The following is a 26,275-nucleotide window of genomic DNA, read 5'->3' as shown; positions in this document are numbered from 1 at the left end:
TACTTCAATGGAGTTACAGAAGCCTTTGCGATGGGAGTGCGAGACCCGAAATCGATCGAACGACCGGTTTCACTCGTAGACCTGAGAAAAGTACTCCCTAAGTTTCATCCGCCGCAGTTCTATTGCTGGTTGGACTCAGCGTCTGCCCTTCGGAAGCTGCTTGTTGTCCGGAGCAGGGTCTGATGGGCACGACCGTGAATTGACGTGTGCGGCAACGGCCACGGTGATGAACGTGCAGAAGGGACAATCTCGCCACATAGGCACCAACGTAAGTTTTTGGACGCACACGGCTAATGTGGTGAGGTGCCACTGTGCGCGGCGATGAACATGGCGACGGCCGACCGGCAATAGGATTCGATTTCGTTGTCGTCTTCTGCTTTGGCCTCATCGAAGCGCGCGATCATCAGAAGATCGGAGCCTTTGAAAAGCGCGGCAAACAAGCGGGCGGACCGGAGAGGATCGGGCACGTTCAGAAGCGCCTTCGCGTGCAACTGACGCAACAGGGCCTCGATTTGGGCGATGACATGGGCGGGGCCGGCTTCGTAATGGAGCTTGCTTAACGACTTCTGACTCGTCTTGTCGGCCATGACCATGGCTTCGAGGCTGCGGACGTCTGATCTCAACAGCGTACGAAGCAGTGATGATCCCACAGCCATGAGCTGATCTTCGACCGAACCGTCGACGCCTTCAAGAAGGGCCTGTGGTGCAAACAACTGTTGGCAGCCGGCCGCCATGGCCGCGCCGAACAGCGCCTCCTTGTTCTCGAAGTGCCTGTAGATGCTGAGCTTGGATATCTTCGCTCGCTGGGCGACCTTGTCCAATGTCGTCGCTTGAAAACCCAATTCCACAAAGAGTTCGGACGCAGCGTCGACGATTGTCTGGCCAAGCGCCTCGTTGACGGGCCGGCCCCGCCGGGTCTGGCTGTTCTTTTTGGTCACGAAAATATAGTCCTTGACAGTATCCTAATTCTTTAATTAGGATACCAGACAGTTTTATAAATATGCAAGTGCGCTAGGGCTAGCCCATCTCCCTCCATCCACAACACGGAGCCCATTACTATGAATGACGTCATCATCATCGGAGGCAGCTTTGCCGGCCTCGCCGCCGCTCTGCAGCTTGGCCGTGCCCGCCGCAAAGTCATCGTTCTCGACACCGGCCTTCAGCGCAACCGCTTCGCTGGCCGCTCGCACGGCGTGCTCGGCCATGATGACAAGCCACCGTCTGACATCCTGGCCGCGGCGCGGCAGCAACTCGCGCGCTACCCTGCTATCAGGATGGTCAATGCCCGCGCCGACAGCATCTCCGGTGCCATCGACAATTTCTCCGTCCTCACTGGCGATGGTGAAACCCTTAGCGCGCGCCGCCTGATCCTGAGCTATGGCGTTGTTGACCAAATGCCTGATGTTCCGGGTTTTGCCGAGAACTGGGGCACATCCGTCATCCCATGCCCCTATTGCGACGGCTTCGAAGTTGCTGACCAGCATTGGGGTCTCGTCTGGTCTGGCCCGCAGTCGATGAATCAGGTCAGGCTGTTTCACGATTGGACCGACAGGTTGACTGTCTTCGGCAATGGTCACGACATCACCCCCGACATACGGGCCGATCTGGCGGGCCGCCAGGTACCTCTCGTTGATGGCCGGATCACCGAAATCGCACGTCAGGGGAGCCATGGTGCCATCATCAAGATCGATACCGGCCCCGATGTCGCAGTCGACATCCTGTTCGCCCATCCGCGCAATAAGCCGTCCGCAAGCCTTCATGACGCACTGGGCCTTGCCACGGTCAATACACCGACCGGCATCGCCCTCAAGACCGACGAGCGCCGCGAAACCAGCATGCCAGGCATCTACGCCGCCGGTGACCTTGCCAACCCCGGCATCCCCTCGGTCACCACGGCTACATGGCAAGGCGCGATGGCGGGTATCTTCGCTCAGCAGTCGATGCTCACTTGAGTGCAAGCAGCATCGATCACGCCATTTTCAATTTCACGATAGATAGGAGCGCCACCATGACCGCGGCAAAACCATTCATACCTCTCGACGAGAAATTTCCGTTTGACCGCCAACTCGGTATCGCGGCCGCGCCTCTCGTGCTCATCAATCTCTTCACGGTCGTCGATCCCGCCGACGAAGAGGGTTTCCTGGACGCTTTCAAGGCGGCTGCCGAGGTCATAACGAAGCAGCCGGGCTTCATTTCCATGCAACTGCATCGAGCGATCGGCGATAGCCCGACGTACCTGAACTATGTGGTGTGGGAATCCACCGAGGCGGTCCGCGCCGCCTTCACTGATCCCGCGTTCCTCGCGAAACTTCCAGCATATCCGTCATCGGTCGAAGCCAGACCGCACCTGTTCCAAAAGGTCGCCGTCCCCGGCTTCTGCACGGCCTGACTCCGGAAATATGGCAAGGCACGACGGCGGGAATCTTCGCCAGCAGTCGATGCTGGTTTGAGAGCATAGATTGGAGATGAGCATGGCCGTCGAACCGGACAGCGCGGGTGTGCGCTTCCCTCCGCCCTTCGTCTATCTGGGAGCGCTGCTGTTGGGGCTGGCGGCGGAGCGGTTCGTCATCCTGTGCTCGTTCGGCATCGACTGGCGGTTGCTGGTCGCGACGGGCGCGCTGCTGTTCGTCGCCGGCGCGGCGATGATGCTTGCGGCGGCGGGGCTGTTCCGACGGCTGGGCACCAACGTTCCGCCGTCGCAGCCAACAATCCTCATCGCAACGGCCGGTCCTTATCGGTGGACCCGCAATCCCATGTATCTCGGCATGGCGCTTATCTATGCCGGCCTTGCGATCGGCTTCGACGGGCCGATCGCCTTTGCCTTGCTCCCGTTCGTGTTGATCGCGATCCAGACGCAGGTGATCGCCCGCGAGGAGCGCTATCTCGAAACGAAGTTCGGCGACGACTACCGCCGTTACAAGGCCGAAGTTCGCCGCTGGCTCTGACTATTCTGTCGCTGGTGCCTGCGGGGCCTTCTGATAAACCAGCACCGGCTTCCTTGCCGTGGGGGTGAAGGTTGCGAGCCGGTGTCACGGAAAATCGGCTGGCCGCCTGACACGCAGACATCCGGTGCCACTCCGAAATCAGGATCTGCGATGAACAACGACCTTCCCATTGTGCCCCTCCATGGCTCCGCCAGCGACCCCACTCTTGGGGCGCGCTCCGCGCAGGTCTGGAGGCGCGTGGCGCCAGGGTGTTGGCACCTGACATGCTCGGCTACGGACGGTCGCCGGCAGCTTAGTTAAGAACCATCAGAACGAGGATATGTCATGGCAGAGAAAAATGCCGATCAGATCGGCGACTGGAACGGCCAAAGCGGGGAGCGCTGGGTCGTCAACCAGGCCCGGCTCGACACCATGGCGGCGGTGTTCGGCGAGGCCGCAATCGAAGCCGTCGCACCCGTGACGGGTGAGCGCGTGCTGGACATCGGCTGCGGCGCCGGCGCGTCGACTCTGGCTCTGGCCGCCCGTGTCGGCACGAGGGGGCAAGTGATGGGCGTGGACATATCCGAACCGCTGATCGGCCGAGCGCGCGCCCTTGCGCCACAGGATCTGCCGGTCCTGTTCCAGGCGGCCGATGCGAGCAGCGCCGAGCTGCCAGAGGGCGCATTCGATATCCTGTTCTCGCGTTTCGGGGTCATGTTCTTTGACGACCCGACAGGGGCGTTCGCCCATATGCGACGCGCGCTCCGGGCGGGCGGGCGGGTTGCTTTCGTCTGCTGGCGCGGCGCGGCCGAGAACGATTGGGTGCGCCTGCCGATGGGCGCGCTCAAGGGCATTCTTCCGCCGAGCGCGCCGCCCGACCCCGAAGCGCCCGGCCCATTTTCGTTCGGCGACCGGGCGCGCGTGGCACGCATCCTGACGGCAGCCGGCTTCACCGATGTCGCTATCGCGCCCTTCGATGCTTCGGTTTCGTTCGGCGAGGGTGAGACGCGGGATGCTGCGCTCGACGACGCCGTGAAGATGACGCTTGAGGTTGGCCCGCTGTCGCGTGCGCTCGCTGATCAGTCCGACGACATCCGCACCAGCGCCGCAGCCGCAGTTCGTGCCGCCTTCGTGGGTCTGCCCGGCGAACGGTCGGTGATGATCGACGGCGCGGCGTGGATCGTCATGGCACGCAATCCGGCAGGCTGACAGGGATTAACAAGGGAGACGCCCGCGCTCGGTGGAGGCGGGCGTCTTTGGCCGCTCAGATTGACGTCTCTTCTGCTTTGGAGGCCGCCATTAGCGAGCTAGAGGCTTTGAGGGCAGGGCAACGTCCCCCCAAGTTTGCGCGACGCTCGAAAATGTTGGTGCACATGCCTACTTGATGGCAGGGATTGGCTCAGGCCAGCCCAAATGTTTTTCTGAGGCCCTTCTCGACCGGGCCGGCGGGCATGAAACGGCGGAGTTTGGCCAGAAGAGATGCCTCGCCTTTGGGCGTCCGGCGCATCCTCCAGGGACCCAAAGCGGCATCCACAATCGTGTCGGCTACGCCATTGGGCTCGTGTGCATGCTGGACGTTCTTCTCAATGGCCTTGGAGACGATGTCGAGCTCTTTGCTGTAGTCCGGGATCCTGCAAACGGCCTTCGGGGCATTGAGATCCAGGTTGGTTTTGGTGAAAGACGGTTCAACCAGTGAGACGCGAACCCCGAATTGGCGAACCTCGTGATCCAGGCTCTCGGATAGCCCTTCGACGGCATGCTTGGATGCTGCATACAGCGCCATGTACGGCGCCGGGAGGAAGCCTAGTACCGAACTGATGTTGACGATGCGGCCGGTGTGCTGCTCGCGCATGCGCGGCAGCACCGCCTTGATGGTGCGCAGGATTCCGAAAAGGTTGGTGTCGAACAGCGCCTGAGCTTCGACGACTGAGGTTTCTTCCGTTGCGCCGAGGAGGGTGATCCCGGCGTTGTTGACCAGCACGTCGATGCGTCGGGCGTGGGCGGTGATGGTCTCGACCGCCCGTTGCACCGAGGCTTCGTCGCGAACATCCATTTCGACCAATTCGACGCCCGATATTGCCTGTGCCTTTTCCAGGTTACGCACGGTGCCGAATACCTGGCATCCCTGCTTGGCAAATTTGATTGCAGTGGCGCGTCCGATGCCAGATGACACGCCAGTGATGACGACGACTTTAGAGTTCGACATGGCAGTTACTTTTCGCTTGAGGAGTTGGAGAGGGACGATCAGCTTTGCGCAGGAACTGGCCTGATCCTGAACCAGATGGAGTACATGGCCGGCAGGAATACCAAGGTCAAGATCGTTCCTGCGAACGTGCCCCCGATGAGCGTGTAGGCAAGCGTTCCCCAGAACACCGAGTGGGTCAGCGGGATGAATGCCAGGATCGCGGCCAAGGCCGTCAAGATCACGGGCCGCGCGCGCTGTACCGTCGCTTCGACAACCGCATTGAACGGGCTCAAGCCTTCTTGCTCGTTGTGGTGAATCTGCCCGATCAATATCAGCGTGTTGCGCATCAGAATGCCGGACAGCGCGATCAAACCGACCAGGGCATTGATGCCGAACGGCTGCTGGAACAAAAGCAGCGTCGGCACCACGCCGATCAATCCAAGCGGGCTAGTCAAGAAAACCATGACCATCGCAGACATCGAACGCACCTGCAAAATGATGACGAGCAGCGTGAGCCCAATCATGATCGGGAACAGCGGCAGCATCGCAGTGGTGGCTTTGGCAGACTCCTCAATGGAGCCAGCCTGTTCGATACGGTAGCCAGAAGGAAGCTGGGCAATGATCGGCTGCAACTGCTTCAAGATGGCGGTGGAGACATCAGGCGGTTGCAGCCCATCGGCGATATCGCCCCGAACCGTGATGGTCGGCATGCGGTCACGGCGCCGAAGAATAGGATCTTCCATCCGTACATCGACAGTGCCGACCTGCGAAAACGGTATGCGTTGTCCCGCCGATCCGACCAGGGTCAAACCGGCGATCTTTGCAGGATCAAGACGAATGTCGCCTGCTGCACGACCGACCACCTGCACTGAACGGATATCTTCGCGCACTTCAGTAAGCGGCACTCCGCTCAATAGGAATTGCAACTGCGAGGCCACTGAGCTGGACGTTAGCCCCATGGCTTGGAGCCGATTCTGATCGAGAGTGAAGTGCAGGGTAGGGACACGCGTGCCCCAATCCGTGTTGACCGTGCGCATCATTGGACTGGTGCGCATTACGTCACCGACCTGCGCGGCGATCGCGCGCAACTTGTCCGGGTCTGGGCCCATAACGCGATAGGCAACAGGAAATGGCGAAGGTGGGCCGAAAACGATCTGAGTGACGCGCACCCGCGCCTCCGGTGCCAATCCGTCGGCCGCCGCTTGGCGCAGCCTGTATTTAAGGGCCTCTCGTTCCTTCTCGTCGCCCGTAAGCACCACGATCTTGGCGAACGACGGATCGGGCAATTCAGGCGCCATCGCCAAGAAGAAGCGCGGAGCGCCCTGACCGATGTAGGAGGTTACGACCTTGGCTTCGTTCTGCTTCGCCAGCCAGGCTTCGACCTTGGCCGTCGCTGCACTGGTTTGCTCAATCGAGGTGCCATACGGCATCTGCACTTCGACAAGGACCTCTGGCCGATCGGAAGTCGGGAAGAACTGCTTTTTGACCAACCCCATGCCGAGGATGGCAAGTGCAAACGTCCCCACAACCGCGCCGGCCACCAGCCATTTACGGGCAATAACGCGCCCCAGTACCCGCCGGAAGCGGTTGTAGTTACGCGTGTTGTAGATGGCTTGGTGCCCACCCTCGACCTGCTTGATGTCCGGCAGCATCTTCACGCCAAGATATGGCGTGAACGCGACTGCTACCACCCAGGAGACGACCAGGGCAATGCCGACGATCCAGAACATGTTGCTGGTGTACTCACCCGCTGTAGAGCGTGCGAATCCATTGGGCATGAAGCCGATGGCAGTCACCAACGTGCCTGCTAGCATGGGCGCCGCTGTGTGGCTCCAGGCATAGGCCGATGCGGCGACCCGGCTAAAGCCTTCCTCCATCTTCACGACCATCATTTCGATGGCAATGATGGCGTCGTCCACCAACAGGCCCAGTGCCAGAATCAGTGAGCCGAGCGTGATGCGGTCGAAGTTTTTGCCGGTCGCCGCCATGATGATGAACACAGCCGCCAACGTTAGCGGCACGGCCGCTGCAACCACGATGCCGACCCGCCAGCCCATGCTGAGGAAGCAGACCACCATCACGACTAGCAGTGCGACGAAGAACTTGACCATAAACTCGTCTACCGCCGAACTGATGTTGACGGCCTGATCGGTTACTTTCGTCAGAGACATTCCCAGGGGGAGACGTTCATTGATCTTGGAGACTTCCGCGTCCAGCGCCTTTCCGAGGTCGAGGCCATTCCATTCGTCGCGCATCACGACGCCGAGCAGCAGCGCTGGTTCGCCGTTGTTGCGCACCTGGAAGGTTGCCGGGTCTTCATAGCCGCGCTCGACAGTGGCGACATCCGACAGTTTCAGCGTTTGTCCCTTGGCGGCGATCGGTGTCTGGCGAATCTTCTCCAGGTTGTCGAACGCGCCATCGACGCGGAGGAAGACTTGCGGCCCCTTGGTCTCGATAGACCCAGCCGGAGTCAACACGTTTTGATCGTTGAGTGCGGCAAAGATGTCTTGCGGCGTGACACCCAACGTGGCCAGGCGATCGTGCGAGAACGACACGAAGATGCGTTCGGGTTGTTCCCCGATGATGTTGACTTTCTTCACTCCGGGAACGTGCAGCAGTTGTTGGCGCAACGTTTCCGCGTCACGCACGAGCAAGCGCTGTGCTTCGCCTTTGGCTTTGAGGGCAAAGAGCGCGAAGGTCACATCTGCATATTCGTCATTGACCATCGGCCCGATGACCCCCGCAGGTAGCTTCTTGGCCTCATCTGCGAGCTTTTTACGGGCCTGATAGAACTCCTCCTGAACTTCGGATGGCGGAGCGCTGTCGAGCAGGGAAACCATCGTGAAGGCCAAACCGGGGCGGGTATAGGTCTCCGTCCGGTCGTACCACCGCAGCTCCTGCATGCGTTTTTCCAGCGGCTCAGCAACTTGATCCTGCATCTCCTGCGCCGTGGCGCCCGGCCAAGCGGTGACGATCGTCATCTGCTTGATCGTGAACGGCGGGTCTTCTGCGCGTCCAAGTTGGAAGAACGCAAAAATGCCGGCGCCGGTAATCAGCAAAATCAGAAACAACGTGATGGATCGCTCGCGCACGGCGAGCGCAGACAGGTTGAATCGGCCTTCGCTCACGGACGTGCTCCTTGCGCCGTGGCGGCCGTTTGTGCGCCTACGCGCACCTGTTCGCCTTCTTGAAGAAGGTGGGCGCCCAGCGCGACGATTTGGTCGCCTTGCTTGAGCGGCCCTGCAATCTGAGCGCTATCGTCTCCCAAATGCTCGATCGTCACGGCACGCCAAGACACCCTCTCGGGCTTGCCGCTGATGAGCCAAACACCTGGCCCCTTGCCAGCATCGAAAACGGAGCCGATGGGCACTTGCAGACCGCCCTGCGCCGAAGTCGGCCCTTTCGGAATCTGGATCGTGACCGTGCTGCCCAGCGGCGCGTTACCCAACTCGCCGTCGAGCACATACCTGGCCTCGAAAGTTCGAGTGAGCCGATCCGCGGCATCGGAGAGCTGGCGCAGCTTGGCCGGAGTGCTAGCACCCGTTTTGCCAAAGAGCGTGGCCTGCGCAGTCGAGCCGATCGCCGGGCGCAGGGTCTCCGGCAGTTGGATCACGGCCTCGCGCTGTCCGGCACGCGCTAGGCGCACGACAGTCTGCCCAGCGCTGACCACTTGCCCAGGCTCGGCGAGCGTTTCCATGACGACGCCATCGCTGTCGGCGACCAATTCCGCATAGCCACTTGCATTGCGGGCAACGAGGGCTTGGGCTTCGGCAGCGCTAAGTTGGGCTTTCGCGGCGTCCGCCGCCGCCTTGATCTGATCGTAGGTTGAGGCCGAAATCGCCCCGGTGCCCCGCAGGTCGCGGTAGCGAGCCTCATCTTCTGCGGTCTGCTGCGCTCGTGCCCGTGCTGCAGCAACTGTCTCTTGCTGCGCCTGGGCCGAGAGCTTCAGATCGACGGGGTCGATGCGCATGAGCGGCTGGCCGCGCTTGACGGTTTGCCCGGCATCCGCAAACCGCTCCAGCACCTTGCCGGCGATACGGAACCCTAGATCGCTCTGCACCCGTGCGGCGACGGTTCCGGTAAATGAGCGCGATGCGGAGGTTGCGCCTTCGACCGTGGCAGCACGCACCAATGGTGCTTCGGTGCGGGGGTCAGATGTCGCTTTGTCACCACAGGCGGCCAGCGCGAAAGGCAATGCACAGATGAAGGTAGAGGTAGCGAAGCGGCGCCAGAGCATGAAAGTCCCATCGACGAAGTGATCGAACTTTCATTTTGGTACTAGTGACGATTTCAGTCAATAGTCACTTTGTGTTTTGGTCATGCGTCATGGAGACAAGCTGCGGAGAACCAGGTTGGACAGGTGCATCGGCGCCTCCTCGGCGTAATCGAGGCTGTGTTGCAAAAGCAACGGGTTGAGGTAAGGACGCATCACCAGATAGATCGCCTTTGTAGTCTCATCCAAAGGGGTCTTCCGCTCGAAGTCTCCGGTCTGCCGACCTTCCTGCAAGATGTCCTGCAGCAGCTTCTGGGTGCGCTCTTCATAGGCAATCACTGCCTGCCAGTTCTCTGCGACGGCGGAGGCTGAAATCTCGTAGAGCTTGCGATCCTGGAAGGCCAGCTTCAGGGTCGCCTCGGTGGCAGTCTTGAACATCCGCCGCAATTTCTCCGGCGGAAGATCGGTCTCGGCCACGGCTTCCCTCACCTCGGTTTCGATCTGGCACAGGCAATTCGCGCAGATCATTTCGCCAATGGCCTGCTTGGACTCGAAGAACTTGTAGATGTACGCCTTGGAAAAGCCAATGGCCTTGGCGAGATCAGATACGGTCGTCTTCTCGTAGCCGTAGCGGCTGAAGTGTTCCGTGGCGGCCGTGACGATCTGGTTCCGCACCTCGTGGTCGGCCGGGCCTCGGGCCGAAACGGGATAAGCGCTTGATTTCTTCATGGACTCCAGCTTACGCCAACCACAAATGTTGGACAACGGGTGACTGTTTGGTATTATGGTCACACTCTGCTTTTTGTGGAAGAAGTCCATGTCGCCCAAACTCACCCTTGCCGCGCTTACTGTCGCCGGCCTTCTGGCTGGCTGCGCTGTCGGCCCAGACTATGTTCGGCCCGATGCACGCATGCCTGCGCAATTTCATGGTCAGGCTGCAATGGATCTTCGACATGCGGCCACAAATGCCGACCTCGCCACTTGGTGGACAGGTTTCGGCGATCCGCAACTGACGCGGTACGTAACGATTGCCCTCGACCAGAACCTCGATCTCGCACAGGCATCCGCCCGAGTCACGCAGGCGCGTGCAGGTCTCGGCGCGGCGAATGCTGCACTGTTGCCATCTGGCAATGTCGGCGCGCAGGCAGCCAGGGCCTACCAATCCGTTGAAACGCCGTTGGGGCAAGTCCTGAACTCAGCGCCTGGCTTTGACCGTTACGGCAGCACCTACGAAGCCAATCTCACTGCGAGCTGGGAACTGGATATGTTTGGGGGGCTACGCCGTGGTCGGGAAGCTGCGCTTGCCGAGTACCAGGCTTCGGAGGCCGGTGAGGCCGCCACGCGGCTGGCAGTGGCCGCGCAAACCGCCGACATTTATATCAGCATCCGCGGGTTGCAAGCCCGCCTGGATGTCGCGCGGCGTCAAGTGCAAACACAGCAGGAACTGCTCTCGACCATCAAACTTCTTAACGGCAAGGGCCTGGCGCCTGACCTTCAAGTGAGGCAGGCCGAAGGCGCGCTGGCCCAGGTACGGGCATCCGTCCCCGTTCTTGAAGCGGGCCTGGATACCGCCATGAACGCTCTGGATGTGATGCTCGGCACACCACCCGGCACACACCGGGAGGAACTGGCTAAAACTGCCGACATCCCGGTGGCTCCGCAAATTGCAGCCACTGGATCGCCGGGTGACCTGCTGAGGAGGCGGCCGGATCTGATCGTTGCTGAGCGCCGCTTGGCTGCGTCGAACGCGCGTATCGGCGTGGCTGTCGCAGAGTACTACCCCAAACTTTCCTTGAGTGGACTGATCGGCAGCGCCACGGCGATATCCAGCGGCAATCTGTTCACCAGCGGCGCCAGTCAAGCCTCCGGCGTGCTCGGCTTGCGCTGGCGCTTGTTCGATTTCGGCCGCATCAATGCGCAGATTCAGCAAGCCAAGGGACAAGAGGCCGAAATGCTGGCGGCGTATCGGCTCGCAGCGCTGCACGCAACCGAAGACGTAGAAAACGCCTTTTCGGCCCTGGTCAAGCGTGAAGAACAAACTGCCGTGCTCTCCCAAGGAGTGGACTCGCTTGGTCAAGCACGAGCAGCTTCGTTTGCGGCATACCAGAAAGGCGTCGTCAGCTTGATCGAGGTCTTGCAAGCGGATGAGAGCTTGCTGCGTGCGTCCGACGCGCGAGTGCAGTCTCAGACTGAGTCCGCCCGTGCCGCAGTCGATGCCTTTAAAGCGCTGGGCGGTGGGTGGCAGCCTGATGCGCCTACCGCTGTAGCCAGCAAATAAGACAGATGAGCGTGCCTAACATCGGCAGCGACAGAAGATTGAATGCCGCGGCGGACGCAATCAGAAGGCTCGTCACGGCGATCAGCGAATGCTCCTCGCTGCCGGTGAGGCGCCGCGGCTTCCCGGCGGATATATTGCCGATCCCGAGCCTGATCCCGAACGCCGTCACGCGCATTCCAGGTCGGCGGCATCGGTGGCGGCGCGGGCATCGGCGGGCCCGCTGTCGGCCACCTGAGCAATGACGTCGCCCGTCGCTGGGTCGGTCACGGCGAAGCGCTTGCCGCTCCCGGCAGAAACCCACTTACCGTCGATGAAATTGTCTGAACGGATCAGATCGTGCAAAGCGTAACGTTGGGTCATATAAATTCCTCAGCAATCGATGCCCGTTACCAGCCATAGAACCGCGGCCAGGTTTCGACATTGCCGTCAGGGCTGACGGCCTGATAGGCGGGATGCTGTGCGCCGGTGGCACACGCATGATTGGGCAGTATCCGAAGGCGCGTCCCGATCGGAAAACGTTTCTCGATCTCGTGATCCGGTGTACCCGCCCGCGAGACGATTCCGTGCTCCTGGTTTGCACCGCTCATCACATACTCCCCAAGCACCTCTCCGTCTTCGCGGCACACGAGCCCGTAACCAAAGTCGCGCTTCTGGCGCTGGGTGCCACGGTCTCGGCTCATGGCCATCCACCCCGCATCGACGATGGCCCAGCCTTTCTCGCTCTGATGCCCGATGACGGTGGTCAACACGCTCAGCGCAATCTCGGACGTGTCGTTCACGCCGACATTGTGCATGACCAGATCGAACGTGACGTAGACGCCTGCGCGAACTTCGGTCACGCCCTCCAGATGTTCGGCGGCCAACGCGGTCGGAGTCGATCCGATGCTCACGACGTCGCACCGCAGGCCTGCTGCCCGAATGCGTTCAGCGGCACGCACGCAGCGCGAGCGTTCCTGCTCCGCGATGCGCACGAGCTCGTCATGGGTATCGTAGTCGTAGCTCGAACCGGCATGGGCTAAAACGCCGCCGAGATGCATGCCTCCGTTGGACAGGATCGCTGCGACAGCGAGAAGCGCGTCGTCATCGGGTGCGATACCTGAGCGGTGACCATCCACGTCGATCTCGATCCAGACTTCGAAGGCCTCTTCATGCGCTCGACCGAAGGCAGCGATGGCCTCGGCGCAGGCGACGTTATCGGCAACGATCTTCAGATCGCAGCCTTGTCGGCGCAGTGCCAGCGCCCGCGCGAGTTTTGCCGGGGCTATGCCCACCGCGTAGACGATGTCGCGAATGCCGCTTGCGAAGAATTGTTCGGCTTCCTTAAGCGTGGATACGGTGATGCCGCGTGCTCCGGCGTCCAGTTGTGCCTGGACTATCCGCTCGCATTTCGTCGTCTTGACGTGCGGGCGGAACCGCACGCCGAGCGCATTCATGCGTTGCTGCATCCGTTCGATGTTGCGGTGCATACGCGCGACATCGATTACTGCAGCGGGTGTAATCAACGACTCCAGATTCATCGGTGGCTCCTGGCAATTCCCGGCGCGGTCGGTGTCGATGCCGTGTGGCGCACGAGAAGAAGCCACTATAGAAGTTAGCCGAGAACTTGTGCTTAACGAAGAATAAAGTGACCGTTAAGCCACATCAACTGCCGGGTGGCCACCAGCAGCGCGTACGCGAGAATTTCTGCGCCATGTGCTGACACACCACATCGAAGATCCGCCCGCCCACAGCGGGAGCGCGCCGTCTTGCATCGCAGAAACTGCCGTGAGCCCCCTCAAAAGCGCATGAAACTGCGCTTTTGACCTCCCAATTCAGCATAGGCGGAAAGCCGTTGCTGATTTAATTTCGATTAGATAAACGAACCATCACCCGCCAGATCCGCAGGAGCAAAAGTGACCGTAGCATTCGTATTGCACCGTGCCGACGGTGCGCCTGTATCAACCGCCTTCCGGCGAGCGGCATTCGGCGCCAACGACCCGTTCGCGCAACATCGGGAGATCGCTTGGGAAGGACCCGACTCGATGGCCGCGGGCCGTGTGAGCTTTATTGGCGAGCTCGACGTAGCGCGCTTTCCGCACACCGAGACCATCGTCGTTGTCGAAGGCCAGCTCACGCTGGAGGCGGCCGGAATGGCGCCGTTGGTACTCGGCCCGCAAGCGGGTGTCGTGATCGGCGGCGGCACTGCGCTTCGCGTCAGGGCCGAATCGCGCACGGTTTTCGTGTCCTGCACGGCACTTAGCAACGGACCCACGAAGACCGGGCTATTCCCCTTGCGCGTTGACGCTGACTTCAGGCCGTCCGCAACACTACCAGCCGAGGTGCTGCTGGGTTCCGCCCCGCAGTGCCGAAGTGCCAATGTATTCACTGATGAAGGCGCGGAGTACTGCGCGGGCACGTGGGATTCGACGCCTTACCATCGGATCGTTCGCCCGCATCGCGTGAACGAGTTCATGCATCTCGTGGCCGGGGGCGTGCGGTTCGCGGAGCCTGATGGCAGCGTCCTGTCGCTTGGCACCGGCGATGCGATCTTCGTGCCCCAGGGCGCGCCGATCGGATGGGAGAGTAGCGAGCGCGTAGCGAAATTCTACGTGACGCAGAACGTTCAGACTTCAACCGACCGAGGCTGATCATGTCGCCCCCGCTGCAGCAGATTCAAACTTCGCCCACGCTGCCGGCCGCTGCCGACGTGGTGGTGATCGGTGGAGGCATCGTCGGTGTGTTTGCCGCCTACTACCTGGCCCGGCGCGGAGTGTCAGTTGCCTTGGTCGAGAAGGGGAGAATCGGCGCCGAGCAGTCGAGCCGCAATTGGGGCTGGTGCCGGCAGCAGAATCGTGACGCGCGCGAATTGCCGATGGCGAGCAAGAGTCTCGACCTCTGGCAACGATTTGCGAGCGAAACGGGCGAAGACACGGGTTTTCATCGGTGCGGGCTTCTATACCTCAGCAATGACGACGCCGAATTGTCCCGTTGGGCCAGTTGGGGCGACTTTGCGAAGACCGCGGGCGTGACAACTTACATGCTGGACAGCCGGCAGGCTACCGAGCGTGGGCGAGTGACCGGGCGAACCTGGAAAGGCGGCGTCTTTTCCCCCACCGACGGCACGGCCGACCCCGGCAAGGCCGCGCCGGCCGTGGCCGCTGCGCTCATTAAGTCAGGCGGCAGTGTCATCCAGGCGTGCGCGGCCCGCGGACTCGAACTGCAGGGCGGGCGGGTCAGCGGCGTCGTCACCGAAGCTGGCGTCATCAAGACCCGGACGGTGGTGCTTGCGGGCGGTGCCTGGGCGTCGTCGTTCTGCAGGCAGCTCGGCATCCGTTTTCCGCAGGCATCGATTCGTCAATCGATCCTCAGCGTCTCCGCCGTGGAACGTCGTTTGCCCGATGCGCTGTTTACCTCCGGCGTTTCGGTTACTCGCCGAAATGACGGACGCTACGCACTAGCTATCAGCGGGCGGGCGCGCGTCGATGTGACGGGCCAGTTTCTGCGTTTCGCGCCGCAATTCGTGCCGATGTTCGCCGCGCGCTGGCGCAGCCTTCTTCCCGGGGGGCTCGAGGGCGTTCGAGGCGGGCACGAAACGCTGAAGCGCTGGCGGCTCGATGCACCGACGCCTATGGAGCGAATGCGCATCCTCGATCCCAAGCCCGATCGCGCGACGGTTGCTGAAACGCATCGCCGCGCAGTCGAACTGTTGCCCGAACTACGCGACGCGAAGATTACTCATGCATGGGCCGGCTTCGTCGACAGCACGCCAGACGGTGTTCCAGGAATTGGCGAAGTACCGGGCGTACCGGGGTTGATCCTGGCAGCGGGCTTTTCCGGGCACGGCTTCGGAATAGGCCCTGGCGCAGGCCACCTGGTCGCCGATCTCGCCACCGGTGCGGACCCCATCGTGGACCCCACACCGTATCGACCGAGCCGATTCGCCTCGTCTGCATGGGGCAAGGTCGCTGATTTTTAGAGGGCGCCGGGGCGCGGCGCAATGCATCCGTGGCGCGAGGCGGCGCCTGGTTGATTCAACCGCGCCAGGGCACGGGATTGAAGGCTCGCTTCGCGGCTTCCAGGAACACACGCTGCCGAATGGTCAGGCCTTGGCGCGTAGACGTCAGGGCCATGACCGGTGCAGGTTCGAGGTGCCATGCCGGCAAAATGCGCTTCAGCTTCCCCTCTGCGATCAGCCGCGCGCAATCCCATTCGGATCGCGCAACGACGCCGAGGCCGTCGACGGCCCAGTCTCTGACGACAGTGCCATCGTTCGAAGACAACGCGCTGCTCAAGCGGACCGTCACGCCCTTGCCGATGCGTTTGCCTACAGCATCGTGCTGAGCAAAACGCAGACGCGTCACGTCTTCATCGTTTTCTCGTAAGGTCAGGTAAGGATGCCGGGTAAGTTCGGAGGGATGCTTGAGCTTTGACAGCGAACGCGCAAGGGCGGGGCCTGCGCAAAGAAGGCGGTCGTTCGGCGCCAGGAAATGTCCCACCCAGGAAGAGTCTTTGATGTGGCCGATCGAAACGACCGCGTCTGCGCCCGACGCGGACGCGAGCGGACTTTCGACCAAAATCAGCGAGATCGCCAGATTGGGGTGTGAGCGATGCAGTCCGCGGACGAGCGGCGCGACATATTCCCTGCCGAAGCCGAATGGAGCCACGACGCGCAAATGACCACTTACACCGGCGGACGCTCCGGAGACGCGCGATGGAATGGACTCGATCCGCTCCAGGATCTCGATGGCTTCCTGAACAAGGCACTGTCCTTCGTCGGTGAGCGAAATGCCTCGTGCTGCGCGCGTGGCAAGACTCCCCCCCATCCGCTCCTCGATGCGCTGAAGACGTACTGTGACCGCGGGCGGCGTCAGGTCTAACAACCTCGCTGCCGCGGCAAGCGACTGGGACACGCCGAGCGCACGCAGCAGCTGCATGTCTTCAAGCTGAAGCATTAATGGCCTGTTAACGATGGATTCATTGGAGATTAAACACGATAAAAATATTTTTTCCTATAGTACGTCGCACCGGCTTGCCAACAGCGTCGGTCGATGCCGCCGCAGGGGCTGGCGAAGCGCCCCGGACATTCAACGACATGCTCTTGCCTGGAGTGCCCTTGATGGACCAGAACGAACACGGTACGCAGAAACCTCGGACAACGAACCTCGACGGCCTGGCAACGCCGGGTGGGCACTACAGTCACGTCTCGATCGCAAGTGGTCTGATCTTTGTGTCGGGCCAACTGCCGATCGACTCGAGCGGACGAAAACTTGCAAATAGCGCTTTCGAAGAACAAGCCGAGCAGGTACTGGCGAATCTGGCTTCGGCACTCGCCGGCGCTGGCAGCGAAATCAAGAAACTGGTCCAGGTCCGCGTTTATATCGACGATGTCGGGCATTGGACGAAATTCAACGAGATCTATGCGCGTTGGGCCGGCGACGCGAGACCAGCTCGGGCGGTCGTGCCGGTTCCTGCGCTGCATTACGGCCTGAAGATCGAAGTCGAAGCGGTTGCAGCAGCGTAGCCCCGAGCAGGTTGCGCTTCAGGCGAGACGGAAGCGCGGGCTGATCCTGCGACAGCAGATGGCCACGTTGATGGCGGAGATCATGGACGGCGCGCCGATCTGAACCCGTGGAAAGACTTCGACTGACCTGCCATTCCCGGCCACTTTGGCAAGCCGTGGTTTTTGCCGTTCGTTGGGGCATGGTATCGAATCAAGGACGCGCTGCAATGACTTCACCTGTTCGACATCTGCTGCAAGCTGGACGACTCGACCGGTTTTACATCGACGGCGAGTGGGCCGCTCCCGATGGCAGCGATCGAATCGGCGTTATCTCGCCTTCCACCGGGGACGCAGTCTGCGAGATTGCCGTTGGCAACGCGCGCGACGGCGAGCGGGCAGTGTTCGCCGCGCGTAAGGCTTTCGCAGGTTGGTTGGCAACTTCGCCGCAAGAACGTGCCGCGCTGCTCGACCGCGTTCATAGGCTGATGCTGGAACGCGCTGAACTGTTCGCCGCTGCTTTATCAACGGAAATGGGCGCGCCCATCAGCTATGCGCGCGCCGCACATGTGCCGCTCGCAGCCGAACATATCCGGGTCGCGCGGGACAATCTGGCTGGCTATCCGTTCCGGACGCAAAGGGGGACGACGGCAGTCGTACGCGAGCCGATCGGCGTCTGCGCGCTGATCACGCCCTGGAACTGGCCGATCTATCAGATTACGGCGAAGGTCGCCCCGGCGCTCGCAGCCGGCTGCGCGGTGGTGCTGAAACCCAGTGAGCTCGCGCCGCTGAGCGCCTTGCTGTTTGCTGAAGTCATCGCGGATGCCGGCGTTCCGGCGGGCGTATTCAACCTCGTGAGCGGCACCGGCCCGGAAGTCGGGACGTTGCTGGCGTCACACCCGCAAGTCGATATGGTGTCGATCACCGGCTCGACGCGTGCGGGCGTGCTCGTTGCGCAGGCAGCTGCGCCGACGGTCAAACGCGTGGCGCAGGAACTCGGCGGCAAGTCGCCGAATATCGTGCTGCCCGATGCGGATCTGCCGCGTGCCGCCTCGCTGGGCGTTGCTGCCGCGTTTCGGAACATGGGCCAGTCGTGCAGCGCGCCGACGCGGATGATCGTGCCGCGTGGCGTGTTGCGGCAGGTCGAAGCGTTGGCCGTCGCGGCAACGGAAAGGATGATCGTCGGCGATCCGTTCGCCGACGCGACGACCCACGGTCCGTTGGCCAATCGTGCGCAGTTCGGCAGGGTGCAGGAGATGATCGAAGCGGGCATGGACGAACGGGCGCTGTTGCTCGTGGGTGGACCGGGAAGGCCGGCCGGCCTGAGCCGAGGGTTCTACGCACAGCCGACGATCTTTTCCGAAGTCGATACGAAGATGAGGATTGCTCAGGAGGAGATCTTCGGGCCAGTCCTTGCCATCCTTCCCTACGACTCGGTCGAAGAAGCGGTTTCTATCGCGAACGACACGGTTTATGGGCTCGGCGCCCATGTTCAAGGCACAGACAAGGCACTGTTGCACGCGGTCGCGGCGCGCATTCGTTCGGGCCAGGTGCATCTGAACTACCCGGCTTGGGATCCGCAAGCGCCATTCGGCGGATACAAGCAGTCCGGCAATGGTCGAGAGTACGGGATCGAAGGCATGGAAGAGTACATGGAAGTAAAGTCGATCATCGGGTTCTACGATTGAGACGGCTGCCATGCCCGACGCGAATGACACCCGGCGTCGACTCTATTCGCTTTTGCAGGTGCCGAAATTGAATACCTCCGCAACGGTCGACTCTTCGTTGGACGCGCATCGTTCGCATCGTTCGCATTGCGCGAAGTTGCGACGCGGTGCGGTCGTCTTTCGTTGCCGCAACAGATCATTTCAAAAAGAATAGTTGATTTGGAAGCGATCACACTCTAATATCCGGCCGTGGCTGCACCCGGGAACACAGAAGTTGCCACGACTGCGGCCTGTCCGCGCGAAATCGGGCGACTGAATTTTTCCGTTGAATTTGGAAACGATTACACTCTATTTAGGTGGCTCAACCATGGCGAGACAACATCCTGCGGCGTCGGCGCATCGGGAACTGTCTTCGGGACTCATTCTGGCGATGGCGACGGCAAGCGCATTGCTCACGGCGAACATGTACTACGCCCAACCGTTGGTCGGACTGATCGGATCGTCGTTCGGGCTGTCGCCGGCCGGGGCCGGCCTGGTCGTCACGTTGACTCAGCTCGGATACGGATTGGGTTTGCTATTGATCGTTCCTGTAGCCGACATCCTGGAGAACCGTCGCCTGATGCTGCGCCTGATCGGGTTTTGCGTTACCTCGTTATTCGCTGCCTCGATGGCAAGGCATGCCGGCGTGTTTCTGGCCGCATCGTTGTGTATCGGCGTGTCGTCGGTCGCCGTGCAGATCTTGTTTCCTTACGCGTCTCATCTAGCCTCTGACGCGAACCGCGGTCGCATCATCGGCGTCATGACCAGCGGCCAGATGCTCGGCATCATGCTCGCGAGACCGGCTGCGAGTGTGGCTGCTCATGCGGCTTCATGGCGCCTGATCTTCGTGCTCTCCGGTATTTGTCTGCTCGCCTCCATGGTCGTCGTCTGGCGCGTATTGCCGCCGCGGATGCCGCAAGCCGGGGTCGGATATCGCGCATTGCTGCGCCTCCATGGCGGACCTCGCACGCACGACAGGGTTTCGCCATGCCGGTGATGGCGGTCCTTGGTTTTTCGACCGAGTTACCGATGCGAAATCGCGACGACGCTGTGCGGGCGATTCGCTCGCAGGAAACCGATTTCTGAGTTTTTAACGTAGGAGTTTTCATGAATCGCAATGTGATGAAAGAGCCCGTTGATGCTGTATTTACGCCGTTCGATTCCGAACGCTTCTGGAAGCAATTCCGTCACGGCACCGCGTCGGTAAATGGCGTCCGTCTGCACTACGTGGAAGGCGGTCACGGCGCGCCCGTCCTGCTGATTCCAGGCTGGCCTCAAAGCTGGTATGCGTGGCGAAAAGTGATGCCGCTGTTGGCAGACGCGGGCCGTCGCGTGATCGCTCTCGATCCGCGAGGTATGGGGGACTCCGACAAGCCCGCGTCGGGGTATGACCTCCAGACCGTGGCGGCTGACATACACGGCTTGGTCGAAACCCTGGGCCTTTTGACGGACGGCCCCGTCGACGTGGCGGGGCACGATGTCGGCACCTGGATCGCCTACGCCTATGCCGCCGGATGGCCCCAGGAGGTGAAGCGTCTCGCGGTGTTCGACGCCGCGCTGCCCGGAATTTCTCCGCCACCACCGGTAGGTGTCGCTTCGGAAGAGATGAACATGAAGACCTGGCATTTTCCGTTCAATCGGCTTCCCGATCTGCCTGAAATTCTGTTGCAGGGGCGCGAACGCGAATTCCTTACCTGGTTGTTTCGGGCCAAGGCCGTTCGCTCCTGGGCCATCGATGCGGGCGATCTGGACGAGTATGTGCGCGTCAACGCGGCTCCGGGCGCGGTGCGTGCCGCAATGTCGTACTACCGTCATCAATTCGGCGAGCAGGGGCTGGAGCAAAATCGACAACGCGCGAGACAAAAGCTCGGCGCGCCGGTGCTTGCCTATGGGGCGGAGTCGGGCGTCGGGACAGCGCTGCTCGATACCATGCGCCTCGTGGCCGACGACGTTGAGGGCGGCATATTCGACGAGTGCGGGCATTACATGCCTGAAGAGGCGCCTGACGCTGTATCGCGCGTGTTGCTGAGGTTCTTCGGCGCAGATGCGCCCTCGCCAAGAACGCGCTTGTCGTGATCGCAGCCTCCGGGCCCTGTCCTGACCACGGATGCGGGCCCGTTTACGCAGGCCCGCGTAAACGGTAACTGCACGCCACTCCGTATGCGCTGCGCGGAATCTACACGTCAGCGCGCCTGAGCAGATAATCGAGGCCGCCGACGCGGTACCACCGGTATCCATACGGTTCGAGCACCACCGTATGCCGGCCGTCATCGCCAGCCTGGCTGTGGTCCTCGGAGAGAAGGTTGACGAGCCGGTCGCCGCCCGGTCCCTCGTAGCCCGAGCGGAACCTCACGGTGCACGCCTCGGGGCCGAAATTATGCATGCACAACACCGAGTTGTTGCGCCAGTCGTAGCGCAGGGCAAGGACATCGTTTCGCGGCGTGCGCAACACCTCGAAATCGCCCCAACTGATTTCCGGGGTCTCGCGACGCATGCGGATCATCCGCTCGGTCCAGTTCAAAAACGAATTCGGGTCGCGCCGCTGGTTCGCCACGTTGACGCGCTCGAAACCATAAGCCCCGCCGGAAATCGTGGAGACGGGCGGCCTGGGATGTTTCGTGAAGCCGCCTTGCGGCTCCCCTGACCATTGCATGGGCGTGCGCGTGCTTTCGCGCTCGGGCCGCCGCAAGTCGTCGCCCATGCCGATTTCATCGCCGTAACGAAAGACCGGCGTGCCAGGCAAAGTCAGCATCAGGCTGTAGGCGAGTTCGAGCCGGCGCCGGTCGCCAGAGAGCATCGGCGCGAGTCTGCGGCGGATCCCGCGCCCGTAGAGTTGCATGTCCGGATCGGGGGCGAATGCGGCGAACACGGCGTCGCGGGCTTCCGGGCTCAGTCGGCCCAGATCGAGTTCGTCGTGATTGCGCAGGAATACACCCCATTGCGCGGTTGCCGGGCGCGGCCTGGTAGCCAAAAGGGCCTTCTTCAGTGGTTTCGTGTCGCCCGTTGCCAGCGTGTAAAACGTGTTCTGGTTCAACTGGAAATTGAACATCATCGGTAGGCGTTCGCCCGCGTCGCCGAAGTATTCGAAATCCGTATCGGGCAGCACATTGGCTTCCGCGAGGATGATCGCGTCGCCCTCGCGCCACTGCAGAAACTCGCGAAACGCGCGCAGCATGCCGTATTGTTCGATATGCCGCCGTATCTTGGGGCCCTTGGTGGCGATCACGAACGGCACGGCGTCCATGCGAAATCCCGATACGCCAAGCTGAATCCAGAAGCCCATGATCTTCAGCAATTCGGCATGAACGTGCGGGTTGGCCGTATCGAGGTCCGGTTGAAAGCTGTAAAAGCGATGGAAATACCAACGCCTGGCTTGCTTGTCGAAACTCCAGGTGGATTTCTGCACGCCGGGAAACACCACGCCGTCTTTCGCATGGGGTGGCTTGGTGTCGGACCAGACGTACCAGTCGCGATATGGGGAGCTGGGGTCGCTGCGCGCAGACTTGAACCACAGGTGCTGGTCCGATGTGTGATTCACTACCAGATCGATGATCACGCGCATGCCTCGCTCGCGGCACGCGTGCGTGAATTCGGCGAAGTCGCCGAGCGTGCCGTATTTCGGCTCGACGTTGTAGTAGTCCGAAACATCGTAGCCGTTATCGCGCCCCGGCGAGGGCTGGAAGGGCATCAGCCAGATCGTGGTCACGCCGAGCCCCTGCAGGTAGTCGAGCCGGCGTATGAGGCCCTGGAAATCCCCCACGCCATCGCCGTTCGCATCCAGGAACGTACCTACCGACAGACAGTAGACGATGGCGTTCTTGTACCAAAGGTCGTTGAGCATGGGATCCGTTCAAGGTGCGAGCCGGCGCAAATGTCCGACGCTCCTGCGGATCGCAGCAAATGCCGGACCACGTTCGTCGATCGGCATTCGACAGGGCTGCTAGACTGAGCGCCGAATCATCTCCAATCGGGCAAGCAGATCGAAGAGGAGCATTTGGTATGAGCAACATGATCACCAGCGTCGAGCAATTGGAAGCGATCTACGGCAAACCCAACGAGCGATCCATCTGGAAGGAGATCGGTTTTCTGAACGAGGACTATCAGGCCTTCGTCAGGGCTTCGCCGCTGGTCGTGTTGTCATCGGTGGGAGAGGAGGGCACCGATTGTTCGCCGAAGGGCGACGTCGCGGGCTTCGTCAAAATTCTCGACGAGCGCACGCTTGCCGTTCCCGATCGGCCCGGCAACAACAGGATCGACAACTTGCGCAACATCCTTGCCGATCCGCGTGTGTCGCTGCTGTTTTTCATTCCGGGCGTGGACGAAACGTTGCGCGTCAATGGGCGCGCCGAGATCTCGGTTGCCCCGGAGCTGCTGGCGGCATTCGAGGCGAACGGCAAACTGCCGCGCACTGTAATCGTCATCAAGGTCGAAGCGGCATATTTCCACTGTTCGAAAGCGCTCGTCCGCTCGCGCCTTTGGGACGTGGAAAAGCACATCGAACGCAGCAGCCTGCCGAGCGCGGGGGCGATGCTCAAGCGCCTCAGTCAGGGGACGTTCGATGCAACGACGTACGACCGCGAGTTGCCGGAGCGCGTCAAGGCAAGCTTGTATTGATCGAAGCGGCACGGCTCGCCTGGCGTCGCGACGGACCGGCCCCGTGCGGCGGCGGCCGCGCGCGAGGCCGTGCAAGCCGTCATCGTATTCGACCGTCGTGCTCGCACGCAATTCAATGGTTCAATGCGACGAGACGTACACGGCGCAAGCGTGGGCGGGCGGAACGGCAAAGTCGTCTCTCATGCGTTTCACCTCCGCCATGGGGCTCCGGCCGAAGAGCCGTTTGAATTCTCGGCTGAATTGCGAGGGGCTGTCGTAGCCCACCTCGGCGCTGGCCGCCGCTGCCGTCATACCGTTTCGCACCATGAGCAGCCGCGCCTGATGCAAACGCGTGGATTTCAGGTATTGCATCGGCGAGGTGTTCGTCACGGCCTTGAAATGCGCATGAAAAGTCGGCACGCTCATGCGTGCCTCGCGCGCCAGCTGCGCGACGTCGAGATCGACGTTGAACGAGGCGTGGATGCGGCGAAGCGCTCTTGCCACTTTGCCGAAGTGGCCCTGCATGCCGAGCGCGGCTCGCATCGATGGCCCTTGGTCGCCGGTGAGGATGCGGAAATAGATCTCGCGTACCAACGCCGGGCCGAGTACTTCCGCTTCCAGCGGCCGTGCCATTGCCTCGAGAAGGCGCAGCACGGATTCGCCGAGCCGGCCGTCCATCGGTGTGGACATCATGCCCTTGGGTTCGGCAGGCGGCTCGGCGCTCCCGCTCTGGTCGATCTGCAGCATCAGGTCGGCAGCCAGCTTGAAATCCAGGTGCATGTAAATGGCCAGCAGCGGCGCGTGCTCCGTGGCGTCCGTCTCCATCGTGAACGGTACCGGCACGGATACCGCCAGGTAGTGCTGCTCGTCATACACGTAAACCTCGTCGCCGAAGAAGCCGCGCTTGCGCCCCTGGCAGACGATCACGATCCCGGGATCGTATAGGACCGGTGTGGACCTCAGTGGCCGATTCGAGCGCAAAAACCTGACATCGGGCAGGGCCGTCAGGTTGTACCCCTCGGTGGGTGCGAGCTTTTCGAGCAGCGCGACCATGCGGGTGCGCAGATGCCGAGGGTTGCTGTCACTGCCATGATTGGGACGGGGTTTCATTGCGCTTTCGCCTGCTCGTCGATCGGTTGCGTGTCTCAGGGTGAATCGTTGCGCCATATCGTTGCGCCATAGGATCAGGCAATAAATGCAGACCGTATGCCATCGCCCAATGCGCAGGGCGATCCTATCATTCCACCCGTTTCAGCAACGGAGTCGAAAAAATCATGATCAAGGTATTCAATCCCGCGGATGGATCGGTTGTCGGTGAAGCGCCGGAAATGACCTTGGCCGAAGTGAAGGCCGCGGTCGACCGTACCTGCGAAGCATTCGCTACCTGGTCGCGCAAGCTGGCCCGCGAGCGGAGCGCGTTGCTGCGCCGCTGGTTCGAACTGATTCGGGACGACAAGCGCATTTTTGCCGAAATCATGGTGAAGGAGAACGGCAAATGCCTCTCCGAAGCCATGGGCGAGATCGAGTACGGGCTCGGTTTCATCGAATGGTATGCGGAGGAAGCGAAGCGGGTATACGGCGATACCATTCCCTCGCATGCCGCCAACGCGCAGGTGCTCGTTTTCAAGGAACCCGCGGGGCCGACCGCGGCGATCACGCCTTGGAATTTTCCCTTCATGATGATCACGCGCAAGATTGCGACGGCATTGGCTGCCGGCTGCACGATGATCATCAAGCCTTCGGAAGAAACCCCGCTGACGGCCTACAAACTACTCGAATACGCGCGCAAGGCCGGCATTCCGGAGGGCGTATTCGAGATGGTGACCGGCACGCCGAATGAAATCGGAGAGATATTCACCAGCGATTCGCGCATCCGCAAACTCTCGTTTACCGGATCGACCGCTGTCGGCAAGCGGCTCGCCTCGGCCGCCGGCCGCGATCTCAAGAAGATGACGCTCGAACTTGGCGGCAATGCGCCGTTCATCGTATTCGACGACGCCGATTTCGACGATGCCGTCACGGCAGTTGTCGGCGCCAAGTTGCGAAATTCGGGGCAAGTCTGCATCTCTCCGAACCGCATCTACGTGCAGGCGGGCATTCACGATCGATTCGTCGCCGCCCTGGCGGAAAAGGTTGCGTCGATTCGCGTGGACGACGGCATGCAAGACGAGTTCGTGGTCGGGCCGATGATCAACCGGGCCGGTTTCGACAAGGTCGTCGAATTGGTCGAGGCGGCCAGGAACAGCGGAGCGAAGGTGATACTGGGCGGCAAACCGCATCGCAAGGGCGGGCTCTTTTATGAGCCGACCATCCTCGCCGAGCTGCACGACGGAATGCGATTGGCGCAGACGGAAATTTTCGGTCCGGTGTTTCCGGTCTATCGCTTCGAGACCGAAGAGGAGGTAACAGCCTGCGCCAACCGTACCGAATACGGCCTCGTGGCTTATGCCTATACGCGCGACGTCGGCCGCGCGTTTCGCCTGTCCAGAAATATCGAAGCCGGTATGGTGATCTTGAACTCAGGGTCGGTCGGTACGGCGTCCGTGCCGTTCGGGGGCGTCAAGCATTCCGGATACGGCCGCGAAGGCGGCTACTACGGTATCGAGGAATACGTCGAGGTCAAGTACGTATTGATGAGCGGGCTCGACAAGTAGCACGTCACGCCGCACGGATGGGCATGCCTCGGGCGTGAATTGGGCGTGAGCTGGGCGTGACGCCGGAAACCGAGGCCGAAGCGTTCGCCTGGGCATTACAATCGGGACGGACGCAAAACACGGACGGGGGACGAAACGCCTTGCCTGCCGATGTGGATCTTCTGCCCGGCGCGCCGGGCGTTCGCCTGCCGTGAGTAAAACCATAAACGACGAGGTCACGATGGACGAATGGAAATTGCCCTGGCA

22 protein-coding genes and 2 pseudogenes are annotated in these 26,275 nt (G+C 61.5%); 14 read left to right on the top strand and 10 right to left on the bottom strand.

The genetic code is table 11. The features are described 5' to 3' along the window. Positions 1–290 precede the first annotated feature (290 nt). On the bottom strand, positions 291–938 hold the full coding sequence (locus U0034_RS01630) for a TetR/AcrR family transcriptional regulator (protein ID WP_085226132.1): 648 nt from the start codon (positions 936–938) through the stop codon (positions 291–293). A 120-nt stretch (positions 939–1,058) separates the two neighbouring features. Here U0034_RS01630 and U0034_RS01625 point away from each other — a divergent pair, with 120 nt between their 5' ends. The 4 genes from U0034_RS01625 (at position 1,059) to U0034_RS01610 (ending at position 4,133) form a co-directional block, all read left to right on the top strand. After that, positions 1,059–1,952, top strand: a complete 894-nt coding sequence (locus U0034_RS01625) for an NAD(P)/FAD-dependent oxidoreductase (RefSeq protein ID WP_085226134.1) — start codon at positions 1,059–1,061, stop codon at positions 1,950–1,952. A 56-nt stretch (positions 1,953–2,008) separates the two neighbouring features. After that, positions 2,009–2,389: an antibiotic biosynthesis monooxygenase family protein gene (locus tag U0034_RS01620; RefSeq protein ID WP_085226136.1), complete on the top strand. Its 381-nt coding sequence runs from the start codon at positions 2,009–2,011 to the stop codon at positions 2,387–2,389. An 82-nt stretch (positions 2,390–2,471) separates the two neighbouring features. Then, a complete protein-coding gene (locus U0034_RS01615) occupies positions 2,472–2,945 on the top strand; it encodes a methyltransferase family protein (protein WP_085226482.1) in 474 nt (157 codons plus the stop codon). A 324-nt stretch (positions 2,946–3,269) separates the two neighbouring features. Further along, positions 3,270–4,133 carry a class I SAM-dependent methyltransferase gene (locus U0034_RS01610; protein WP_085226138.1) on the top strand — a complete coding sequence of 288 codons (864 nt, stop codon included), beginning with the start codon at positions 3,270–3,272 and terminating at the stop codon, positions 4,131–4,133. Between the two features lie 190 nt (positions 4,134–4,323). On the opposite strand, the gene U0034_RS01605 is transcribed toward U0034_RS01610, so the two are convergent. From U0034_RS01605 to U0034_RS01590, 4 genes are all read right to left on the bottom strand, one after another. Beyond that, a complete protein-coding gene (locus U0034_RS01605) occupies positions 4,324–5,130 on the bottom strand; it encodes an oxidoreductase (protein ID WP_085226140.1) in 807 nt (268 codons plus the stop codon). A gap of 38 nt (positions 5,131–5,168) precedes the next feature. After that, positions 5,169–8,237, bottom strand: coding sequence for an efflux RND transporter permease subunit (locus tag U0034_RS01600; RefSeq protein WP_085226142.1), 3,069 nt, complete (start codon positions 8,235–8,237; stop codon positions 5,169–5,171). After that, positions 8,234–9,346 carry an efflux RND transporter periplasmic adaptor subunit gene (locus U0034_RS01595; protein ID WP_085226144.1) on the bottom strand — a complete coding sequence of 371 codons (1,113 nt, stop codon included), beginning with the start codon at positions 9,344–9,346 and terminating at the stop codon, positions 8,234–8,236. Before U0034_RS01595 ends, U0034_RS01600 begins: the two co-directional genes overlap by 4 nt. An 87-nt stretch (positions 9,347–9,433) precedes the next feature. Beyond that, the gene (locus U0034_RS01590) at positions 9,434–10,051 is read right to left on the bottom strand and encodes a TetR/AcrR family transcriptional regulator (RefSeq protein WP_085226484.1); all 618 of its coding nucleotides are present in this window, start codon (positions 10,049–10,051) and stop codon (positions 9,434–9,436) included. Positions 10,052–10,139: 88 nt separating this feature from the next. Between U0034_RS01590 and U0034_RS01585 the strand changes: the two genes are divergently transcribed. Continuing rightward, positions 10,140–11,600: an efflux transporter outer membrane subunit gene (locus tag U0034_RS01585; RefSeq protein ID WP_085226146.1), complete on the top strand. Its 1,461-nt coding sequence runs from the start codon at positions 10,140–10,142 to the stop codon at positions 11,598–11,600. 183 nt (positions 11,601–11,783) lie between these two features. Here U0034_RS01585 and U0034_RS01580 read toward each other — a convergent pair. Together U0034_RS01580 and U0034_RS01575 are read right to left on the bottom strand one after the other, a co-directional pair. Further along, a pseudogene (locus U0034_RS01580) lies at positions 11,784–11,960 on the bottom strand (succinate-semialdehyde dehydrogenase (NADP(+))); the annotation flags it as partial. Positions 11,961–11,986: 26 nt separating this feature from the next. Further along, on the bottom strand, positions 11,987–13,117 hold the full coding sequence (locus tag U0034_RS01575; RefSeq protein ID WP_085226151.1) for a DSD1 family PLP-dependent enzyme: 1,131 nt from the start codon (positions 13,115–13,117) through the stop codon (positions 11,987–11,989). Positions 13,118–13,492: 375 nt separating this feature from the next. On the opposite strand from U0034_RS01575, the gene U0034_RS01570 reads away from it, so the two are divergent. Then, positions 13,493–14,227, top strand: coding sequence for a cupin domain-containing protein (locus U0034_RS01570; protein ID WP_085226153.1), 735 nt, complete (start codon positions 13,493–13,495; stop codon positions 14,225–14,227). A gap of 2 nt (positions 14,228–14,229) precedes the next feature. Beyond that, positions 14,230–15,555, top strand: a complete 1,326-nt coding sequence (locus U0034_RS01565; protein ID WP_085226155.1) for an NAD(P)/FAD-dependent oxidoreductase — start codon at positions 14,230–14,232, stop codon at positions 15,553–15,555. Between the two features lie 55 nt (positions 15,556–15,610). Here U0034_RS01565 and U0034_RS01560 read toward each other — a convergent pair whose 3' ends face one another. Then, on the bottom strand, positions 15,611–16,531 hold the full coding sequence (locus U0034_RS01560) for a LysR substrate-binding domain-containing protein (protein ID WP_085226157.1): 921 nt from the start codon (positions 16,529–16,531) through the stop codon (positions 15,611–15,613). A gap of 164 nt (positions 16,532–16,695) precedes the next feature. Here U0034_RS01560 and U0034_RS01555 point away from each other — a divergent pair, with 164 nt between their 5' ends. From U0034_RS01555 to U0034_RS01535, 5 genes and pseudogenes are all read left to right on the top strand, one after another. Continuing rightward, complete coding sequence (locus U0034_RS01555) at positions 16,696–17,100, top strand: RidA family protein (protein WP_085226159.1); 405 nt, start codon at positions 16,696–16,698, stop codon at positions 17,098–17,100. 58 nt (positions 17,101–17,158) lie between these two features. Next, positions 17,159–17,310 (top strand): annotated as a pseudogene (locus tag U0034_RS01550) (FAD-dependent oxidoreductase); the annotation flags it as partial. Beyond that, a complete protein-coding gene (locus tag U0034_RS01545; protein WP_085226161.1) occupies positions 17,307–18,764 on the top strand; it encodes an aldehyde dehydrogenase family protein in 1,458 nt (485 codons plus the stop codon). The pseudogene U0034_RS01550 and the gene U0034_RS01545, both read left to right, overlap by 4 nt. 304 nt (positions 18,765–19,068) lie before the next feature. Beyond that, a complete protein-coding gene (locus U0034_RS01540) occupies positions 19,069–19,779 on the top strand; it encodes an MFS transporter (RefSeq protein WP_139831132.1) in 711 nt (236 codons plus the stop codon). Between the two features lie 110 nt (positions 19,780–19,889). Further along, positions 19,890–20,858, top strand: coding sequence for an alpha/beta fold hydrolase (locus U0034_RS01535; RefSeq protein ID WP_085226165.1), 969 nt, complete (start codon positions 19,890–19,892; stop codon positions 20,856–20,858). A 100-nt stretch (positions 20,859–20,958) separates the two neighbouring features. On the opposite strand, the gene U0034_RS01530 is transcribed toward U0034_RS01535, so the two are convergent. Further along, on the bottom strand, positions 20,959–22,623 hold the full coding sequence (locus U0034_RS01530) for an alpha-amylase family protein (RefSeq protein WP_085226167.1): 1,665 nt from the start codon (positions 22,621–22,623) through the stop codon (positions 20,959–20,961). A gap of 167 nt (positions 22,624–22,790) precedes the next feature. Here U0034_RS01530 and U0034_RS01525 point away from each other — a divergent pair, with 167 nt between their 5' ends. Beyond that, the gene (locus U0034_RS01525) at positions 22,791–23,396 is read left to right on the top strand and encodes a pyridoxamine 5'-phosphate oxidase family protein (protein ID WP_085226487.1); all 606 of its coding nucleotides are present in this window, start codon (positions 22,791–22,793) and stop codon (positions 23,394–23,396) included. Between the two features lie 120 nt (positions 23,397–23,516). Here U0034_RS01525 and U0034_RS01520 read toward each other — a convergent pair whose 3' ends face one another. Then, positions 23,517–24,485 (bottom strand): AraC family transcriptional regulator, encoded by a 969-nt coding sequence (locus tag U0034_RS01520; RefSeq protein ID WP_085226169.1) that lies wholly within the window; start codon positions 24,483–24,485, stop codon positions 23,517–23,519. Between the two features lie 164 nt (positions 24,486–24,649). Between U0034_RS01520 and U0034_RS01515 the strand changes: the two genes are divergently transcribed. Next, the gene (locus U0034_RS01515) at positions 24,650–26,029 is read left to right on the top strand and encodes an NAD-dependent succinate-semialdehyde dehydrogenase (RefSeq protein WP_085226171.1); all 1,380 of its coding nucleotides are present in this window, start codon (positions 24,650–24,652) and stop codon (positions 26,027–26,029) included. Positions 26,030–26,275: the final 246 nt, after the last annotated feature.

This window comes from Trinickia caryophylli, from assembly GCF_034424545.1.
In the GTDB taxonomy this organism is placed as follows: Bacteria; Pseudomonadota; Gammaproteobacteria; order Burkholderiales; family Burkholderiaceae; genus Trinickia; species Trinickia caryophylli.
Note: the sequence above shows the minus strand (reverse complement) of the source record. Positions and strands in the feature narration are given on the sequence as shown.

Excerpts from the sequence above, each read along its gene's own strand:
- U0034_RS01585 (WP_085226146.1), top strand. The coding sequence starts at position 10,140 with ATGTCGCCCAAACTCACCCTTGCCGCGCTTACTGTCGCCGGCCTTCTG.
- U0034_RS01545 (WP_085226161.1), top strand. The coding sequence starts at position 17,307 with ATGACTTCACCTGTTCGACATCTGCTGCAAGCTGGACGACTCGACCGG.
- U0034_RS01520 (WP_085226169.1), bottom strand. The coding sequence starts at position 24,485 with ATGAAACCCCGTCCCAATCATGGCAGTGACAGCAACCCTCGGCATCTG.
- U0034_RS01555 (WP_085226159.1), top strand. The coding sequence starts at position 16,696 with ATGGACCAGAACGAACACGGTACGCAGAAACCTCGGACAACGAACCTC.
- U0034_RS01525 (WP_085226487.1), top strand. The coding sequence starts at position 22,791 with ATGATCACCAGCGTCGAGCAATTGGAAGCGATCTACGGCAAACCCAAC.
- U0034_RS01610 (WP_085226138.1), top strand. The coding sequence starts at position 3,270 with ATGGCAGAGAAAAATGCCGATCAGATCGGCGACTGGAACGGCCAAAGC.
- U0034_RS01590 (WP_085226484.1), bottom strand. The coding sequence starts at position 10,051 with ATGAAGAAATCAAGCGCTTATCCCGTTTCGGCCCGAGGCCCGGCCGAC.
- U0034_RS01575 (WP_085226151.1), bottom strand. The coding sequence starts at position 13,117 with ATGAATCTGGAGTCGTTGATTACACCCGCTGCAGTAATCGATGTCGCG.
- U0034_RS01530 (WP_085226167.1), bottom strand. The coding sequence starts at position 22,623 with ATGCTCAACGACCTTTGGTACAAGAACGCCATCGTCTACTGTCTGTCG.
- U0034_RS01625 (WP_085226134.1), top strand. The coding sequence starts at position 1,059 with ATGAATGACGTCATCATCATCGGAGGCAGCTTTGCCGGCCTCGCCGCC.
- U0034_RS01515 (WP_085226171.1), top strand. The coding sequence starts at position 24,650 with ATGATCAAGGTATTCAATCCCGCGGATGGATCGGTTGTCGGTGAAGCG.
- U0034_RS01565 (WP_085226155.1), top strand. The coding sequence starts at position 14,230 with ATGTCGCCCCCGCTGCAGCAGATTCAAACTTCGCCCACGCTGCCGGCC.
- U0034_RS01605 (WP_085226140.1), bottom strand. The coding sequence starts at position 5,130 with ATGTCGAACTCTAAAGTCGTCGTCATCACTGGCGTGTCATCTGGCATC.
- U0034_RS01615 (WP_085226482.1), top strand. The coding sequence starts at position 2,472 with ATGGCCGTCGAACCGGACAGCGCGGGTGTGCGCTTCCCTCCGCCCTTC.
- U0034_RS01620 (WP_085226136.1), top strand. The coding sequence starts at position 2,009 with ATGACCGCGGCAAAACCATTCATACCTCTCGACGAGAAATTTCCGTTT.
- U0034_RS01535 (WP_085226165.1), top strand. The coding sequence starts at position 19,890 with ATGAATCGCAATGTGATGAAAGAGCCCGTTGATGCTGTATTTACGCCG.
- U0034_RS01560 (WP_085226157.1), bottom strand. The coding sequence starts at position 16,531 with ATGCTTCAGCTTGAAGACATGCAGCTGCTGCGTGCGCTCGGCGTGTCC.
- U0034_RS01595 (WP_085226144.1), bottom strand. The coding sequence starts at position 9,346 with ATGCTCTGGCGCCGCTTCGCTACCTCTACCTTCATCTGTGCATTGCCT.